13 protein-coding genes and 1 tRNA gene are annotated in these 14,537 nt (G+C 70.0%); 7 read left to right on the top strand and 7 right to left on the bottom strand.

Going from position 1 to position 14,537, the window contains the following annotated elements:
• Positions 1-66 precede the first annotated feature (66 nt).
• From gyrA to BT98_RS0105925, 4 genes are all read left to right on the top strand, one after another.
• The gene (gene gyrA / locus BT98_RS0105940) at positions 67-2,748 is read left to right on the top strand and encodes a DNA gyrase subunit A (RefSeq protein WP_244311116.1); all 2,682 of its coding nucleotides are present in this window, start codon (positions 67-69) and stop codon (positions 2,746-2,748) included.
• The gene (gene coaD, locus BT98_RS0105935) at positions 2,741-3,268 is read left to right on the top strand and encodes a pantetheine-phosphate adenylyltransferase (protein ID WP_019459811.1); all 528 of its coding nucleotides are present in this window, start codon (positions 2,741-2,743) and stop codon (positions 3,266-3,268) included. The genes gyrA and coaD overlap by 8 nt, the downstream gene beginning before the upstream one ends.
• A gap of 60 nt (positions 3,269-3,328) precedes the next feature.
• The gene (locus tag BT98_RS0105930) at positions 3,329-3,853 is read left to right on the top strand and encodes a peptidylprolyl isomerase (RefSeq protein ID WP_027297167.1); all 525 of its coding nucleotides are present in this window, start codon (positions 3,329-3,331) and stop codon (positions 3,851-3,853) included.
• A 119-nt stretch (positions 3,854-3,972) separates the two neighbouring features.
• Positions 3,973-4,045 (top strand) — tRNA-Lys (locus tag BT98_RS0105925).
• Positions 4,046-4,090: 45 nt separating this feature from the next.
• On the opposite strand, the gene ugpC is transcribed toward BT98_RS0105925, so the two are convergent.
• The 4 genes from ugpC to ugpB are packed head-to-tail and all read right to left on the bottom strand — an operon-like array spanning position 4,091 to position 8,292.
• Entirely contained in the window at positions 4,091-5,161 is a 1,071-nt protein-coding gene (ugpC, locus tag BT98_RS0105920) for a sn-glycerol-3-phosphate ABC transporter ATP-binding protein UgpC (RefSeq protein WP_027297166.1), read from the bottom strand.
• Between the two features lie 5 nt (positions 5,162-5,166).
• Entirely contained in the window at positions 5,167-6,036 is an 870-nt protein-coding gene (ugpE, locus tag BT98_RS0105915) for a sn-glycerol-3-phosphate ABC transporter permease UgpE (RefSeq protein WP_019459814.1), read from the bottom strand.
• On the bottom strand, positions 6,036-6,917 hold the full coding sequence (gene ugpA, locus BT98_RS0105910) for a sn-glycerol-3-phosphate ABC transporter permease UgpA (protein WP_019459815.1): 882 nt from the start codon (positions 6,915-6,917) through the stop codon (positions 6,036-6,038). Before ugpA ends, ugpE begins: the two co-directional genes overlap by 1 nt.
• Positions 6,918-6,921: 4 nt before the next feature.
• The gene (gene ugpB, locus BT98_RS0105905) at positions 6,922-8,292 is read right to left on the bottom strand and encodes a sn-glycerol-3-phosphate ABC transporter substrate-binding protein UgpB (RefSeq protein ID WP_019459816.1); all 1,371 of its coding nucleotides are present in this window, start codon (positions 8,290-8,292) and stop codon (positions 6,922-6,924) included.
• Positions 8,293-8,498: 206 nt separating this feature from the next.
• Here ugpB and BT98_RS0105900 point away from each other — a divergent pair, with 206 nt between their 5' ends.
• From BT98_RS0105900 to msrP, 3 genes are all read left to right on the top strand, one after another.
• The gene (locus BT98_RS0105900) at positions 8,499-9,590 is read left to right on the top strand and encodes a glycosyltransferase (RefSeq protein ID WP_019459817.1); all 1,092 of its coding nucleotides are present in this window, start codon (positions 8,499-8,501) and stop codon (positions 9,588-9,590) included.
• A 10-nt stretch (positions 9,591-9,600) separates the two neighbouring features.
• On the top strand, positions 9,601-11,064 hold the full coding sequence (locus tag BT98_RS0105895) for a glycosyltransferase family 39 protein (RefSeq protein WP_019459818.1): 1,464 nt from the start codon (positions 9,601-9,603) through the stop codon (positions 11,062-11,064).
• A gap of 99 nt (positions 11,065-11,163) precedes the next feature.
• On the top strand, positions 11,164-12,120 hold the full coding sequence (gene msrP / locus BT98_RS0105890; RefSeq protein WP_019459819.1) for a protein-methionine-sulfoxide reductase catalytic subunit MsrP: 957 nt from the start codon (positions 11,164-11,166) through the stop codon (positions 12,118-12,120).
• A gap of 13 nt (positions 12,121-12,133) precedes the next feature.
• Here msrP and BT98_RS0105885 read toward each other — a convergent pair whose 3' ends face one another.
• The 3 genes from BT98_RS0105885 to BT98_RS0105875 all read right to left on the bottom strand — a co-directional run bounded on the left by BT98_RS0105885 (position 12,134) and on the right by BT98_RS0105875 (position 14,530).
• The gene (locus tag BT98_RS0105885) at positions 12,134-12,958 is read right to left on the bottom strand and encodes a hypothetical protein (protein ID WP_019459820.1); all 825 of its coding nucleotides are present in this window, start codon (positions 12,956-12,958) and stop codon (positions 12,134-12,136) included.
• 67 nt (positions 12,959-13,025) lie between these two features.
• Positions 13,026-13,466 (bottom strand): NUDIX hydrolase, encoded by a 441-nt coding sequence (locus BT98_RS0105880; RefSeq protein WP_027297165.1) that lies wholly within the window; start codon positions 13,464-13,466, stop codon positions 13,026-13,028.
• Positions 13,463-14,530, bottom strand: a complete 1,068-nt coding sequence (locus tag BT98_RS0105875) for a DUF4340 domain-containing protein (protein ID WP_019459822.1) — start codon at positions 14,528-14,530, stop codon at positions 13,463-13,465. The genes BT98_RS0105880 and BT98_RS0105875 overlap by 4 nt, the downstream gene beginning before the upstream one ends.
• Positions 14,531-14,537: the final 7 nt, after the last annotated feature.

The raw sequence follows: 14,537 nt of genomic DNA, 5'->3' as shown, positions 1-14,537 counted from the left end.
AACGGCGGGGATGAGAATGGCGCGGGTGTTCCGCTGAGCGGGACGCCCGTCGCGCTCGAGGAGGAGATGCGCCGCTCCTACCTCGACTATGCGATGAGCGTGATCGTCTCGCGCGCCCTGCCGGATGCGCGGGACGGGCTGAAGCCCGTGCACCGGCGCATCCTCTTCGCCATGCACGAGGCCGGCTACACGCCCGACAAGCCGCACCGCAAGTCGGCCCGCGTGGTTGGTGACGTCATGGGTGTCTATCACCCGCATGGCGACGCGGCGATCTACGATGCCATGGTCCGCATGGCGCAGCCCTTCTCCATGCGGCTGCCGCTGATCGATGGCCAGGGGAACTTCGGCTCCATCGACGGCGACCCGCCGGCTGCGATGCGATACACCGAGGCGCGGCTGGCGAAGTCCGCCGCCGCGCTGCTGGTCGGCATCGACGAGGATACGGTCGATTTCCAGCCGAACTACGACGAAAGCGCGCAGGAGCCGCGCGTCCTGCCGGCGGCCTTCCCGAACCTGCTGGTCAACGGCGCCAACGGCATCGCCGTGGGCATGGCGACCAATATCCCGACGCACAATGCGGGCGAGATCATCGACGCCACGCTGGCGATGATCCGCGAGCCCGACATCTCGTTGGAGGAGCTGATCCGGATGGTGCCCGGGCCGGACTTCCCGACCGGCGGGCTGATCCTGGGCCGCGCGGGTATCCGCTCCGCCTACGAGACCGGCAAGGGCGCCATCCCGCTGCGCGCCCGCACGGCGATCGAGGAGCTGCGCGGCAACCGCAATGCCATCGTCGTCACCGAGATCCCCTATCAGGTCAACAAGACCACGCTGCTGGAGCGCATCGCGGAGCTGGTGCGTTCCAAGCAGGTCGAGGGCATCTCCGACCTGCGCGACGAGAGCGACCGCTCCGGCATGCGCATCGTGATCGAGCTGCGGCGCGAGGCGACGCCGGAGGTGGTGCTGAACCAGCTCTACCGCTTCACGCAGCTGCAGATCTCCTTTGCCGCGAACATCCTGGCGCTCGACAAGGGCCGGCCGCGGCAGATGGGGCTGAAGGACGCGCTGCGCGCCTTCATCGACTTCCGCGAGGAGGTGATCCTCCGCCGTTCCCGCTACCGCCTCAGCAAGGCGCGCGAGCGTGGACACCTGCTGATCGGTCTGGCCATCGCCGTCGCCAATATCGACGAGGTCATCCGCCTGATCCGGCAGAGCCCCGACGCCAACACGGCGCGCGAGGCCCTGATGACCCGCGCCTGGCCGGCGGGCGATGTCGGCGCGCTGCTGGCGCTGGTGGACGACAGCGGCAATGTCGTGATCGACGACACGGTCCACCTGACGGAGACCCAGGCGCGGGGCATCCTGGAGCTGCGCCTGCAGCGCCTGACCGGGCTGGAGCGCGAGAAGATCGTCGCCGAGCTGGACGAGGTCGGCGGCCGGATCCGCGAACTCCTGGACATCCTGGCCAGCCATGTGCGGCGGCTGGAGCTGATGTCGCAGGAACTCGCCGAGGTCCGCGCCCAGATCGCCACGCCGCGCGTCACCGAGATCGTCGATGGCGTGCTGGACCAGGACGACGAGAGCCTGATCGAGCCGGGCCTCATGGTCGTGACCATGACCCGCGACGGCTATGTGAAGCGCACCACGCTGGAGAGCTTCCGCGCGCAGAACCGTGGCGGGCGCGGGCGTTCCGCCGCCGGGACGCGCGAGGACGACGTGGTGGTGCGCTCCTTCAACGCGCATACGCACCAGTGGGTGCTGTTCTTCACCTCGCGCGGCATGGCCTTCCGCGAGAAGGTCTGGAAGCTGCCGCTCGCCAGCCCGACGGCGCGTGGCCGTTCGCTGCGCCAGTTGTTGCAGTTGCAGCAAGATGAGCATGTGACGGCGGTGCTGCCGCTGCCGCAGGATGAGGGCTTGTGGGAGAACCTGCACCTCGTCTTCGCCACCGCCAGTGGCAATGTCCGCCGCAACCGGCTGTCGGATTTCCGCAATGTCCGATCCTCCGGCCTGATCGCCATGAAGCTGGACGAAGGCGACAGCCTGATCGGCGTGCAGACCTGCCGTGAAGGCGACGACGTGATGCTGGCCACCCGCAATGGCCGCTGCATCCGCTTCGTTGCCGAGACGGACACGCTGCGCGTCTTCGCCGGCCGCGACAGCACCGGTGTGCGTGGCATCCGGCTGGCGGATGGTGACGGTGTGATCGCGCTTTCCGTGCTGCGCCATGTCGAGGCGGATAGTGCCGAGCGCGCCGCCTATCTCAAGGCCGCCGCCGCCCGGCGCCGCAACGGGGCCGAGGCGGAGGAGGGAGCCGAGGAGGCCGCACCCGCCGAGGCACCCCTGGAGGCCGACGAGCCGGTGGAGGATGGCGAGGAGGTCTCGCTCTCCGCCGAGCGGTTTGCCGAGCTGGAAGCGGCCGAGGAGCTGCTGCTGGTCGTGACCGACCAGGGCTTCGGCAAGCGCTCCTCCGCCTATGAGTACCGCGTCTCCGGCCGGGCCGGGCAGGGGATCGCCAATATCAGCCTGAGCAAGCGCACGGGGCGCGAGGTCGTCGCGACCTTCCCCGCCAAGCCGGGCGACGATGTCATGCTCGTCACCGACAATGGCCGGCTGATCCGCCTGCCAGTGGACCAGGTGCGGGTCACAGGGAGGACATCCATGGGCGTCACCATGCTGCGCCTGGACGATAACGAACGTGTGACATCCTGCTTCCCCGTGGTGGATGACGGGGAGGGGGAGGATGGCTAGGGCCGCCCGCGCCGAGCGGATCGGCCTCTATCCGGGGACCTTCGACCCGGTCACCAACGGCCACCTGGACGTCATCAGCCGGGCGTCGCGCCTCGTAGACCGGCTGGTCATCGGCGTCGCCGTCAATGTGGGAAAGGGGCCGCTCTTCCCGCTGGAGGAGCGCGTCGAGCTCGTCCAGGCGGAGATGCGGGCGGTGACCGACCGCACTGGCACGCCGATCGACGTGCGCCCCTTCGACAGCCTGCTGATCGGCTTCGCGCGCGAGGTCGGCGCCGGGATGATCGTGCGCGGCCTGAGGGCGGTGTCGGATTTCGACTACGAGTTCCAGATGGCGGGCATGAACCACCGGCTGGACAATGGCATCGAGACGGTGTTCTTGATGGCCAGCGAGCGCAACCAGTTCATTTCCTCGCGTTTTGTGAAGGAAATTGCGCGGCTGGGGGGGGATGTCTCGTCTTTCGTGCCCGCCCTGACGCTCGAACGCACGCTGGCCCGCGTGCGGAATGCCACGGGAGAGTAGTTCCAGATGCGGCGACGCACTCTGCTGACCGCCACGACGTTGATCGCCGGAGGATCCTTGATGAGCGAGAGTACCGAAGCCGCGGCGCCTGCCGACCGCGAGAACATCCTGTTGATGGATCTCAAGGACGGGCGCGTGGTGATCGAGCTACGCCCCGACCTGGCCCCGAAGCATGTGGAGCGAATCAAGACCTTGGCGCGCCAGGGCTTCTATGACGGCACGCCGTTCCACCGGGTCATCGAGGGCTTCATGGCCCAGGGCGGCGATCCGACCGGCACCGGCACGGGCGGCAGCCCGCTGCCGAACCTGCCGGCCGAGTTCAGCCCGCCGGCCAAGGCGCGCTTCATCCGCGGCACCTGCGGCATGGCCCGGACCCAGGACCCGAACAGCGCGAACAGCCAGTTCTTCATCATGTTCGCCCCGGCCGCGAGCCTGGACGGCCAGTACACGATCTGGGGCCGCGTGATCTCTGGCATGGAGGCCGTGGACAAGATCAAGCGCGGCAGCGGTTCCAGCGGCATGGTGCGGGAGCCCGACAAGCTGATCCGCCTGCGCGTCGCGGCAGATGTGCCGGAAGGCCAGTAGCGGGCCTTCCTGAAGGGCGGGGCCGCTGTGGCCTCGCCCTGTTTTCCGCGCCGGACACGGGCTCCATGCTCTTCGCGTGGCGCGGAGCCTGTGCTATCCGTCCGACCGACCCTTCTTGGGCGCCTGTAGCTCAGTCGGTAGAGCACGAGACTTTTAATCTTGGGGTCCTGGGTTCGAGCCCCAGCGGGCGCACTCCAAATCCTGTTCCTGGAATGCTCCGGCCGGGCCGTTGAGCCCTCAGCCCGTCTCCAGCCGCTTTCCAGTCCCGCCATCGAAAACATGGAGTTCTCGTGGGTCGAGGAGCGCCGGCAGGCTGCTTCCCGCGAAGGGACCGTTCACTCGGACGGTGAGCGGCACGCCATCAGGCAGCCTGCCATGCACCACCGTCTCGGAGCCCAGCGGTTCCACGAGATCGACCGTCAGGGGCAGGGCATCCGGCGCGTCGCCCACCAGCACATGCTCGGGGCGTAGCCCCAGCGTCAGGGGCATTCCCGCAGCACCGGGACGCGGCCCGTCCGCGAAGAGGATCTCCTGTCCTGACGCCAGCCGCGCACCGGCACCGCCTTCCAGCAGCGTGGCCGGCAGGAGGTTCATCGAGGGGCTGCCGATGAAGCTGGCGACATAGGTGTCCGCCGGCTTCGCCCAGACCTCCATGGGGGAGGCGACCTGCGCCGCGCGGCCCTGGTGCATCACCACCAGCCGGTCGCCCAGGGTCATGGCCTCCACCTGGTCGTGAGTCACGAAGATTGAGGTCACGCCCAGCCGCCGCTGGAGACGCCGGATTTCCGCCCGCATCTGCACGCGCAGCCTGGCGTCGAGGTTGGAGAGCGGCTCGTCGAACAGGAACAGTGCCGGCTCCCGCACGATGGCGCGGCCCATGGCGACGCGCTGCCGCTGGCCGCCGGAGAGCTGGCGCGGGCGCCGATCCAGCAGGGCGCCCAGGCCCAGGATCTCGGCGGCCTCGCGCACCCGCCGGTCGATCTCCGGGCGCGGCAGGCCGCGGATCTTCAGCCCATAGGCCATGTTCTGTGCCACCGTCATATGCGGGTAGAGCGCGTAGTTCTGGAACACCATGGCGATGTCGCGGTCCGCCGGCTCCAGCGGCGTCACGTCGCGCCCGGCGATCAGCACCTTGCCGGATGTCGGCGTCTCCAGCCCCGCGGTGATCCGCAGCAGCGTGGACTTGCCGCAACCCGAGGCGCCGACCAGCACCACCATCTCGCCATCCGCAACATCGAGCTCGATGCCGTGCAGCACCTGCGTCTTGCCGAAGGACTTGCGGATCTCGTCCAGCTTCAGGGTCGCCAAAGGGCTTACTTCTCCGTTTCGGTCAGGCCGCGCACGAACCAGCGCTGCATCGCCACCACCACCGCGACGGGCGGCAGCAGCGCCAGCACCGCCATGGCCATGATGGTGTTCCACTCGTTCTGGGAATCGCCGTTGCCGATGCTCTTGGAGAGGCCGACCACGATGGTCTCCAGCGAGCGGTCGGTCACGATCAGCAGCGGCCAGAGATACTGGTTCCAGCCATAGATGAAGAGGATCACGAAGAGCGCCGCGATCGAGTTGCGCGAGAGCGGCAGCACCACGTCGCGCAGGAAGCGCAGCGGCCCGGCGCCGTCGAGCCGCGCCGCCTCGGCCAGCTCGTCCGGGATGGTCAGGAAGAACTGCCGGAACAGCAGCGTCGCCGTGGCGGAAGCGATCAGCGGCAGGGTGAGCCCCGTCATCGTGTCGGTCAGGCGCAGGTCCACCATGACCTGGAAGGTGGGGATCAGCCGCACCTCCACCGGGAGCATCAGGGTGATGAAGATCAGCCAGAAGCAGGTCATCCGGAAGGGAAAGCGAAAGAACACCACCGCGAAGGCGCTGAGCATGGAGATCGTGATCTTCCCGACCGCGATGATCAGCGCCATCAGCGCGCTGTTCCACAGCATCACCCAGGCGGGGGTGGTGCGCATGCGGCCGCCGCCCTGGGTCCAGGCGGTGGCGTAGTTCTCGACAGCGTCCGGCCCCGGCAGCAGCGGCACCTCGCCGCGCCCCAGGGTGGAAGCATCGTGGGTGGAGCCCATCAGCGCGATCCAGATCGGAAAGGCGAAGATGAGGACGCCCAGGATCAGCAGCGCATGGGCCAGCAGCTTCGAACGCGCCTGCCGGTGGCGTGTCGCGGTGGCGGCATCGGCCATCAGTAATGCACCTTGCGGTCGATGAAGCGGAACTGGAAGGCCGTCAGCGCCACCACCATCAGCATCAGGATGACGCTCTGGGCCGAGGAGGTGCCGAGGTTCAGGTTCTGCACGCCATCCGACCAAGCCTTGTAGATCAGCGTCTCCGTCGCCCGGGCCGGGCCGCCCTGGGTCAGCGCATGGATGACGCCGAAGGTCTCGAAGAAGGCGTAGGTCAGGTTCACCACCACCAGGAAGAAGATGGTGGGGGAAAGCAGGGGGAAGACCACGGTCCAGAAGCGCCGCACCGGGCGGGCGCCGTCGATGGCGGCCGCCTCCAGCACGCTCTGCGGGATGGACTGCAGCCCGGCCAGGAAGAAGATGAAGTTGTAGGCGACCTGCTTCCAGGCCGAGGCGATCACCACCAGCAGCATCGCCTGGGTGCCGTTGAGCCGGTAGTCCCAGGCGAGGCCGGCATTGTTGAGCGCGCGGCCGATCAGCCCGATCTGCGGGTGGAAGAGAAAGAGCCAGAGCACCGCCGCCACGGCCGGGGCCACGGCATAGGGCCAGATCAACAGGGTGCGGTAGAGGCTGGCGGCGCGCAGCCTCTTATCCGCCTGCACCGCCAGGAACAGCGCCACCGAAAGGGCCAGGATGGCCACGGAGGAGGAGAAGATCGCCGTGTTCCAGGCGGCCTGCAGCCAGTTCGGGTCGGACAGGACCTCGTGGAAATTCTCCAGCCCGACGAACTCGCTGGAAAGGCCGAAAGCGTCCTCCCGCAGCGTGGACTGGATCAGCGCCTGGAGGGCGGGCCAGTAGAAGAAGACCGCCGTGATCGCGAGCTGCGGCAAGAGCAGCAGGAGCGGCAGCGCCTTGCCGCGAAAGGCGGTCTTCTCGCTCATCGGGTCAGCCCTTGTTGGTGCGCTCGAAGTTGCGCAGCACCTGGTTGCCGCGCGTCTGCGCGCTGGCCAGGGCCTGGTCGGCGCTCTGCGCCCCTTGCAGCGCCCGCTCCATCTCCTCCTGCATGATGTTGCGGATCTCGGCGAAGCCGCCGAGGCGGATGCCTCGGCTGTTCTCCGTGGTGTTGCCGCCGCCGCGCAGGAGCTGCTCCACCGGCACGTCGGCGCCGGGGTTCTTCGCGTAGAAGCCCGATTCACGCGTCGCCTTGTAGGCGCCCATGGAAACGGGGAGGTAGCCCGTGTCCTGGTGCCACTTCGCGGCGATGTCCTGCCGCCCGAGATAGCGGAAGAACTCGGCGACGCCCTGGAGCTCGGCTGCCGAGCGCTGCGCCCGGGGGCCACCCTGCATCACCCAGAGGCTGGCGCCGCCGATGATGCTGTTGATCGGCGCGCCCTTCACCTCCGGGTAGTAGGGCAGCATCGCCGCGCCCCAGTCGAACTTCGCTTCCTTCACGGTGCGGGCGCGCAGGCCGGAGGAGGCCATGACGATCGGGCACTCGCCCGAGGGGAACAGTGCATCCGCCGCCGAGTCACGGCCGCCGTAGCGGTAGAGGCCTTCCTTCTGCCACTCCACGAGGTTGCCGAGATGCTTCACCAGCAGCGGGTTGTGGATGCGCAGCTCGGCATCCAGCCCCTCGAAGCCGTTCGCCCTGGTGGCCAGCGGAATGTTGTGGATGGCGCTCACCTGCTCGACGTTCAGCCAGGTGGGCCAGGAGGTGGTCATGGGCGAGGCGAAGCCCGCCGCCTTCAGCTTGCGCATCGCCTCGGTGACTTCCGGCCAGGTCGCCGGGAACTTCGCCGGGTCCAGCCCCGCCTTGCGGAAGGCATCCTTGTTGTAGAAGACGATCGAGGTGGAGCTGTTGAAGGGCAGGGACATCAGCCGCCCGTCGGGCAGGCTGTAATAGCCCTTGATGGCGGCGAGGTAGTCCGCGGTCCCGAGATCGACCTTGGTCTGGGCCGCGAGCTCGTGCAGCGGCACGATGGCGCGGCCGGCATTGATCATCGTGCCGGTGCCGACCTCGAACATCTGCACGATATGCGGCGCGGTGCCGGCACGGAAGGCGGCGATGGCCGCCACCATGGTGTCCGGATAGCTGCCCCGGAAGGTGGCGTTGATCCGGAACCTGTCCTGCGAATCGGAAAAGTCGGCGGCGATCTGCTCCAGCATCCCGCCCAGCGGCTGGCTCAGCCCGTGCCAGAACTGGATCTCGGTGCGGTTGCCAGTGCCCTGCGCCAGGGCGGGGCGGCCGAGGAGCCCGGAGGCCAGTGGGGCGGAAGCCAGCGCCAAGGCGCCGGCGGCAACGGAACGACGCCGCATGATCGCGTTCTCCCTGTCAGTGAGCGGCCGGTCTTTCGCCGGTGCTTGTTGCGGCCACGCTACAGATAAATGACACTTTCATGAAGGGAGCATGACGTCTCGATCCGCTTCCGGACCGAAACGACAGGGAACGGCGGGAGGCATTGCGGCCCTGCCGGATGCAGCACGCACTTCCGCCGGAGGCGCAGCGGGGCTAAGCCGCCGCCGTGCCCGCCGAACTCTCCGTCATCATCCCCTGCTACAACGAGGCCGCCAATGTGCGGCCGATGCTGCGCCGCCTGGAGGCCGCGCTGGACGGAATCGCCTGGGAGGCGGTCTATGTGGACGACAACAGCCCGGACGGAACCTCGGCACTGGTGAAATCCGTGGCGGCGGAAGATGTCCGGGTGCGCTGCATCCGCCGCATCGGGCGGCGTGGACTCGCCTCCGCCTGCGTGGAGGGCATCCTGTCCTCCTCCGCCCCCTATGTGGCCGTCATCGACGGCGACCTTCAGCATGACGAGACGCGCCTGCCGCTGATGCTGGCCGCCGTGAAGGACGGCGGGGCGGAGGTGGCGGTCGGCTCCCGCAACGTGAAGGGTGGCGAGAAGGACAGCGGCTTCTCCCCGCTGCGCGCCCGGATCAGCGAGGCCGGGGCGCGCATGGCCGGCTCGATCCTGCCGACCTCGGTGAGCGACCCGATGAGCGGCTTCTTCCTGCTGCCGCGCCCCCTGTTCGAAGAGATCGCGCCGCGGCTCTCGGCGCGAGGCTTCAAGATCCTGCTCGACCTGCTGCTGTCCGCCGGGCGCCCCCTGCGGGTGACGGAGGTCCCCTACCGCTTCCGCCCGCGCGAGGCGGGGGAATCCAAGCTCGACGCCACGGTGCTGATGGAGTTCCTCGGCCTGTTGCTGGACAAGGCCCTGGGCGGGGCGCTGCCCTGGCGCTTCTTCAGCTTCGCCGCCGTGGGGCTGATCGGCATCGCTGTCCACCTGCTGGTGCTCTGGGGAGCGGTGGAGATCGGACATCTCGGCTTTGCCACCGCGCAGTGGATCGCCACCTTCGCCGCGATGACGGCGAACTTCCTGCTGAACAACCGCGTCACCTACCGCGACGTGCGGCTCAAGGGGCCGTCCCTCTGGCGGGGGCTGGTGCTCTTCTACCTGGTCTGCGGCATCGGGGCGGCGGCCAATGTCGGCATCGCCCGGCTGCTGGTGCGGGAGGAGACGCTGGGCTGGGGCCTTGCCGGGGCCGCCGGGGCGCTGATCACCGCCGTCTGGAACTATGCCGTCTCCTCGACACTGGTCTGGCGCGCTCGCTGAGGAAAAGCCGATGATGCAGTCCCTCCGCACGCAGTCCCTGCTGACGCCGCTGCTGGCCCTGGCAGCCATCACCCTGGCCCGGCTGATCGCCGCGGCCACCGTGCCGGTCTCGCCGGACGAGGCCTACTACTGGGTCTGGTCCCGGGCGCTTTCGCCCGGCTACTACGACCATCCGCCCATGGTCGCCTTCTGGATCCGGGCGGGGACGCTGCTGCTGGGCGACACACCGCTGGGCATCCGGCTGCTCGGCCCCGTCGGGCTGCTGCTGGCCACGCTGGCCCTGGTGCGGGCGGGCAACCTCCTGTTTCCCGACCGGCGCCCGGGGGTGATGGCGGCCTCGCTGTTCAACGCCACGCTGCTGGTGAATGCCGGCGCCGTGCTGATGACGCCGGACACGCCGCAGATCGTCTTCTGGTGCCTGACCCTCTGGGCGGTCGCCGAGGCCCATGCCCGCGGGGACGGGCGCTGGTGGCTGGCGGTGGGCCTCTTCGCCGGGGCCGCGCTGCTGTCGAAATACACCGCCGCCTTCCTGGGGATCGGCCTGCTGCTCTGGCTGCTGCTGGATGCGAAGGCGCGGGCCTGGTTGCGCGACTGGCGGCTCTGGGCGGGCGGGGTCCTGGCCATCCTGGTCTTCTCCCCGGTGCTGTTCTGGAACGCGCAGCACGGCTGGGCCTCCTTCGCCAAGCAGGGCGGGCGGGCCGGGCTGCGCGAAGGGAGCCTCACCTTCCGCTACCTGGGCGAGCTCATCGGCGGGCAGGCCGGGCTGGCCACGCCGCTGATCTTCCTGCTCTGCGTGGTCGGCACCGGCGTGGTGGCCGGCGCCTGGGTCCGGCGGCGGGACAGCGGCGCCGGGCTGCTCGTGGCGCTCACGGTGCCGGCCACGCTGGTCTTCCTCTGGCAGGCCACGGGCAGCCGGGTGCAGGGCAACTGGCCGGCCATCCTCTATCCCTCCGCCTGCCTTGCCGCGGCCTGCCTCGCCGGCTTCTGGCAGCGGCTGTTCCGTCCGGGCCTGGCGATCGGCGTGCTGCTCTCCGGGCTGGTGCTGGTTCAGGCCGCCTATGCGCCGTTCCATCTGCCGCGCCGCAGCGATCCCACCCTGGCCCGGCTCGGTGGCTGGGACCGCTTCGCCGCCGCAGTGGAACAGGCCCGCGTCGCCGAAGGGGCGGATTTCGTCGCCTCGGAGGAATACGGGCTGGCAAGCCAGCTCGCGCTGCGCCTGCCGCCCGGCGTGCCGGTGGTGGCGATCGGGGATCGCTGGGACCTCTTCGCCCTGCCGGGGGGGCCGGCGACGGGCAAGGGGCTGCTGATCCGCAGCACCCGGCGCGGCGACGGGCCGCCGCTCTGGCCCGCGGCGAGGGAACTGCCCGGGCTGATTGCCCGGGCGCGGAGCGGGGTGGAGGCGGAGCTGTACCGCCTCTACGCCGTCACCGCCGCGCCGGGGGCATCCACGGCCCTGCTGCCGCGCCCCCGCTGACGACGGGAGCGCCTTTGGCGGCGCCGGTCATCATTCGGCCACCGCCCTTGACGTTCCGGCCCCGCATACGGAGATGAGACGGGTCGCAGGAGACTTCCGATGCTCGTCCGCACCCGCCGTGGCTGGGAACTTCCCGAAAGTGCCGCGACGCCCGAGTTCCTGGTGGTCGGGCGGCGCAAGGGGCTTGGGCTCATCGGCGGCAGCCTGGCCGCCGGGCTGGGCCTGCTGCATGGCGGCCCGGTCTTCGCGCAGGGCGGCGCCGCGCCGGGCGGGCTCACCCCCGACCCGCGCTTCGATCCGGGCCGGGCCACGACACCGGAACGCAACGCGACGACCTACAACAACTACTACGAGTTCGGGGATTCCAAGGATGTCGTCTCGGCGGCCCGGAAGCTGAAGATGACTCCCTGGAGCATCCGCTTCGAGGGCATGGTCGCCCAGCCGCGGGAGATCGGGCTGGAGGACCTGCTGAAGCAGGTGCGGATGGAGGAGCGCGTGCTGCGGCACCGCTGCGTCGAGACCTGGGCCATGACCGTGCCCTGGACGGGCTTCCCGCTTTCCGAATTCGTGCGCCTCGCCCAGCCCACATCCGGCGCGAAATACCTCGTCCTGGAAACGGCGCAGCAGCCCGATGTCATGCCGGGCCTGCGGCAGATCTGGTATTCCTGGCCCTATATCGAGGGCTGCACCCTGGCCGAGGCGCAGAACGAGCTGGGCTTCGTCGCCACCGGCATGTACGGCAAGCCGCTGCCGCCGCAGAATGGCGGGCCGATCCGGGTGCTCTTCCCCTGGAAATACGGCTTCAAGTCCGGGAAGTCGGTGGTGAAGGTCACCTTCACCGACAAACGCCCCGTCTCCTTCTGGGAACAGCTTCAGAGCAGCGAATACGGCTTCTGGGCCAATGTGAACCCGGAGGTGCCGCATCCGCGCTGGTCTCAGGCCACCGAGCGCCTTCTGGGCAGCAACGAGCGCGTGCCGACGCGGATCTTCAACGGCTATGGCGAGTTCGTCGCCGATCTTTACAAGGGGCTGGAGGGCGAGCGGCTCTACACCTGAGCCCTCCCGCCGCTTATACCGGCGCGGCGAAGCGCCATTCGCCGGGCGGGCGCTGCGCCAGTTGCCGCGCGTCGTCATTGCCGGGCTCCCAGGACAGGGTCTGCGGCTGGGTCTCCAGGTCGGCGGCGCGACGGGTGAAGACGGGCCGCATCACCCCCTGCGCGGCGGCGCCTGCAGGGGGACGCAGCGTGAAGCCCGCCGTGAAGCCCGGGCGGGGCAGGCTCACCGCGCGTACCGCGAGGTCGCGGATGCCATAGCCGCCCTCGGCGAGCAAAGGGCCCAGGCGCCGTCGCTGCGAGGTTCCGGAAGCGGGCTCCAGGAAGTCCAGGCTCCTCGGATCGCGCAGCCTTGCCCGTCCGGCGGGGCCGCCCCGGTCCTCCTCCTCCTCCTGCAGCCAGTTCACCGCATAGGCCAGGGCACCGAGCTGGAAGACATCCGGCCCGATCTGGAAGCGCCCGTCCGGCTGCAGGTGCCAGCCGACATCCTTGTCATGCGACAGCACCAGCGTGACCAGCACCGGCGCGCCGAGGAAGCCGACCGTCGCGGTATGGTCGGGCCACCCCGTTTCCGCCCGGAAGCCCAGGGCCCGGAAGCCGCGCACCATCCCGCCGACCGTCGCCACGACCTGCTCCACGCTGCGGCCATCGGCGGCGCGCCAGGAGGTGCGGACCTTCTCCACCAGGGCGCGCTTTTCCGGGGTGAGGCTGGCCTTGCCGTCGGCATCCAGCGAGGGCAGCACCGGCAGCGGTTTCGGGGCAGCCGCCTCCCGGCGCGGCGCGGCGGTGGCGGCGCCGGGCAGCAGGAGGCCGGCGAAGGGCAGGAGCTGGCGGCGGTTCACGGGCCCGGTTTTCCCATCGGTTCGGCGGCATTCTAACGCCCGGGCCCCGTAGCGGAACGGGGGTCTCTCAGCTTGCCCCGCGCAGCACCCCGCGTGCCGTCCCGATGGCGCGCAGGGTCTCCGCCCAGCGGCCCAGCGCCGGCAGTTCCTCCGGCCGGAAGAAGCGGGCCTCGGCGGCATCGTCGCCGGGGACGGGCTCGCCGGAAAGCCAGGGGGCGCAGAAATCGAGGATGCTGTAGTGGAAGCGGGCGCGGCCCTGCTCGTCGCGGTCGATCACGTCCACCGCCACGGCGATCGACAGCGGGCCGACCTCGATCCCGGCCTCCTCGCGCAGCTCGCGCCGCGCGGTCTCCTCCATCGTCTCCCCCACCGACTGCGCGCCGCCGGGGATGGTCCAGCTGCCCTGGAGCGGCGGGCGGGCGCGGCGGACGAGCAGCACGTCCTCGCCCCGCAGGACCACGCAGCCGATGCCGACCCAGGGCCGGTCCGGATACTCGCGGGCGCTCAAGGGGCCGCCTGTGGGGCAGGGGGCAGCACCCCGGGCTGCTCCGACTGGCCCGGCGGGGCGGGGACGGGTGCCTCGCGGCGCAGATCCTCGATGCGGGGCACCAGGGCCTTCTCCTTCCAGGCGCCGACCTGATAGGCCCAGCCGCGCCAGCGGCTGTTCAGCCGCACCGCCTCACTGTCGCCCGTGGCGGTCAGGCGGATCCAGACATTCCCGTCCTGCAGCCCGACCCGCACCGCGATGCCCAGGTTGTCGGTCAGGGTGAAGCGCGACTCGCCCACCGGATCGGCCTGGAGCTTCGCCTCCGGCAGCACGTCGCTGAAGGTCAGGAACTCGAAGGCCCCGGCCACGTCGTTCACCGCGTTCTCGTCCAGCCCCTCCGTGTCGGCGGGCACCGCCACGCGCAGCGGCGCGTCCGGCGCATCGCCCCGCCGCAGCTCCAGCGGCGCCTCGCCGCGCGAAACGATCACCCGCAGCACCCGGTCGCGCGGCAGGTTGGCGATGTCCCGGTCGATCCAGAGCTGAGGATCGGTGTCCACCGGCAGGCGGCCCTCGGCCAGCCAGGTCTGGTTCTGGCCGGGGAAGCGCAGGTAGATGCTTTCCGGCACCCCACCTTGGGTGCGCACGCGGCGGTGCCCGGCGATCACCTGGGCGATGGGCACGCCGGCGGCGTCCAGCACCCGCACCAGGATGGCGGTGGAATCCTTGTCCTCCGGATCGTCCACGCCCAGCCGGGCGAAGAGCTCCGGGCTGGCAGTGCGGCGCTCCACGAGGCGCAGCTCCGTCAGCCCGACCAGGAGCTCCCGGATGCGCTCGGAGCGCACCGGGTAGTCGTCCTTTTCCGGCAGGGTCCAGGTCTCGGGATCGCGCCGGGCCAGGGTCATGGTGGTGCCGGCCCGGCGCAGCTCGATCCTCGTGGCCCCGGCGAGGCGCTCCGCCAGGCCGGGAAAGGCAAGCCGCGCATCGTCCGGGTCGGGCGTCGCGGCCTCGCGCGGGGTCAGCACCACGGCGGCACCGATCGAGGCCGCCGCCGCGGCGCCCAGGCCGATCAGGGTTCGACGTCGCATCCTGTCC

This window comes from Roseomonas mucosa ATCC BAA-692, assembly GCF_000622225.1.
In the GTDB taxonomy this organism is placed as follows: Bacteria; Pseudomonadota; Alphaproteobacteria; order Acetobacterales; family Acetobacteraceae; genus Roseomonas; species Roseomonas mucosa.
The sequence above is the reverse complement of the archived record's forward strand: the minus strand, read 5'-3'. Positions and strand labels throughout refer to the sequence as shown.

What these genes read in the sequence shown, in the direction of transcription:
- gyrA (WP_244311116.1), top strand. Translation starts at nt 67, where the DNA reads ATGCGCCGCTCCTACCTCGACTATGCGATGAGCGTGATCGTCTCGCGC.
- coaD (WP_019459811.1), top strand. Translation starts at nt 2,741, where the DNA reads ATGGCTAGGGCCGCCCGCGCCGAGCGGATCGGCCTCTATCCGGGGACC.
- BT98_RS0105930 (WP_027297167.1), top strand. Translation starts at nt 3,329, where the DNA reads ATGAGCGAGAGTACCGAAGCCGCGGCGCCTGCCGACCGCGAGAACATC.
- ugpE (WP_019459814.1), bottom strand. Translation starts at nt 6,036, where the DNA reads ATGGCCGATGCCGCCACCGCGACACGCCACCGGCAGGCGCGTTCGAAG.
- ugpA (WP_019459815.1), bottom strand. Translation starts at nt 6,917, where the DNA reads ATGAGCGAGAAGACCGCCTTTCGCGGCAAGGCGCTGCCGCTCCTGCTG.
- ugpB (WP_019459816.1), bottom strand. Translation starts at nt 8,292, where the DNA reads ATGCGGCGTCGTTCCGTTGCCGCCGGCGCCTTGGCGCTGGCTTCCGCC.
- BT98_RS0105895 (WP_019459818.1), top strand. Translation starts at nt 9,601, where the DNA reads ATGATGCAGTCCCTCCGCACGCAGTCCCTGCTGACGCCGCTGCTGGCC.
- msrP (WP_019459819.1), top strand. Translation starts at nt 11,164, where the DNA reads ATGCTCGTCCGCACCCGCCGTGGCTGGGAACTTCCCGAAAGTGCCGCG.
- BT98_RS0105875 (WP_019459822.1), bottom strand. Translation starts at nt 14,530, where the DNA reads ATGCGACGTCGAACCCTGATCGGCCTGGGCGCCGCGGCGGCGGCCTCG.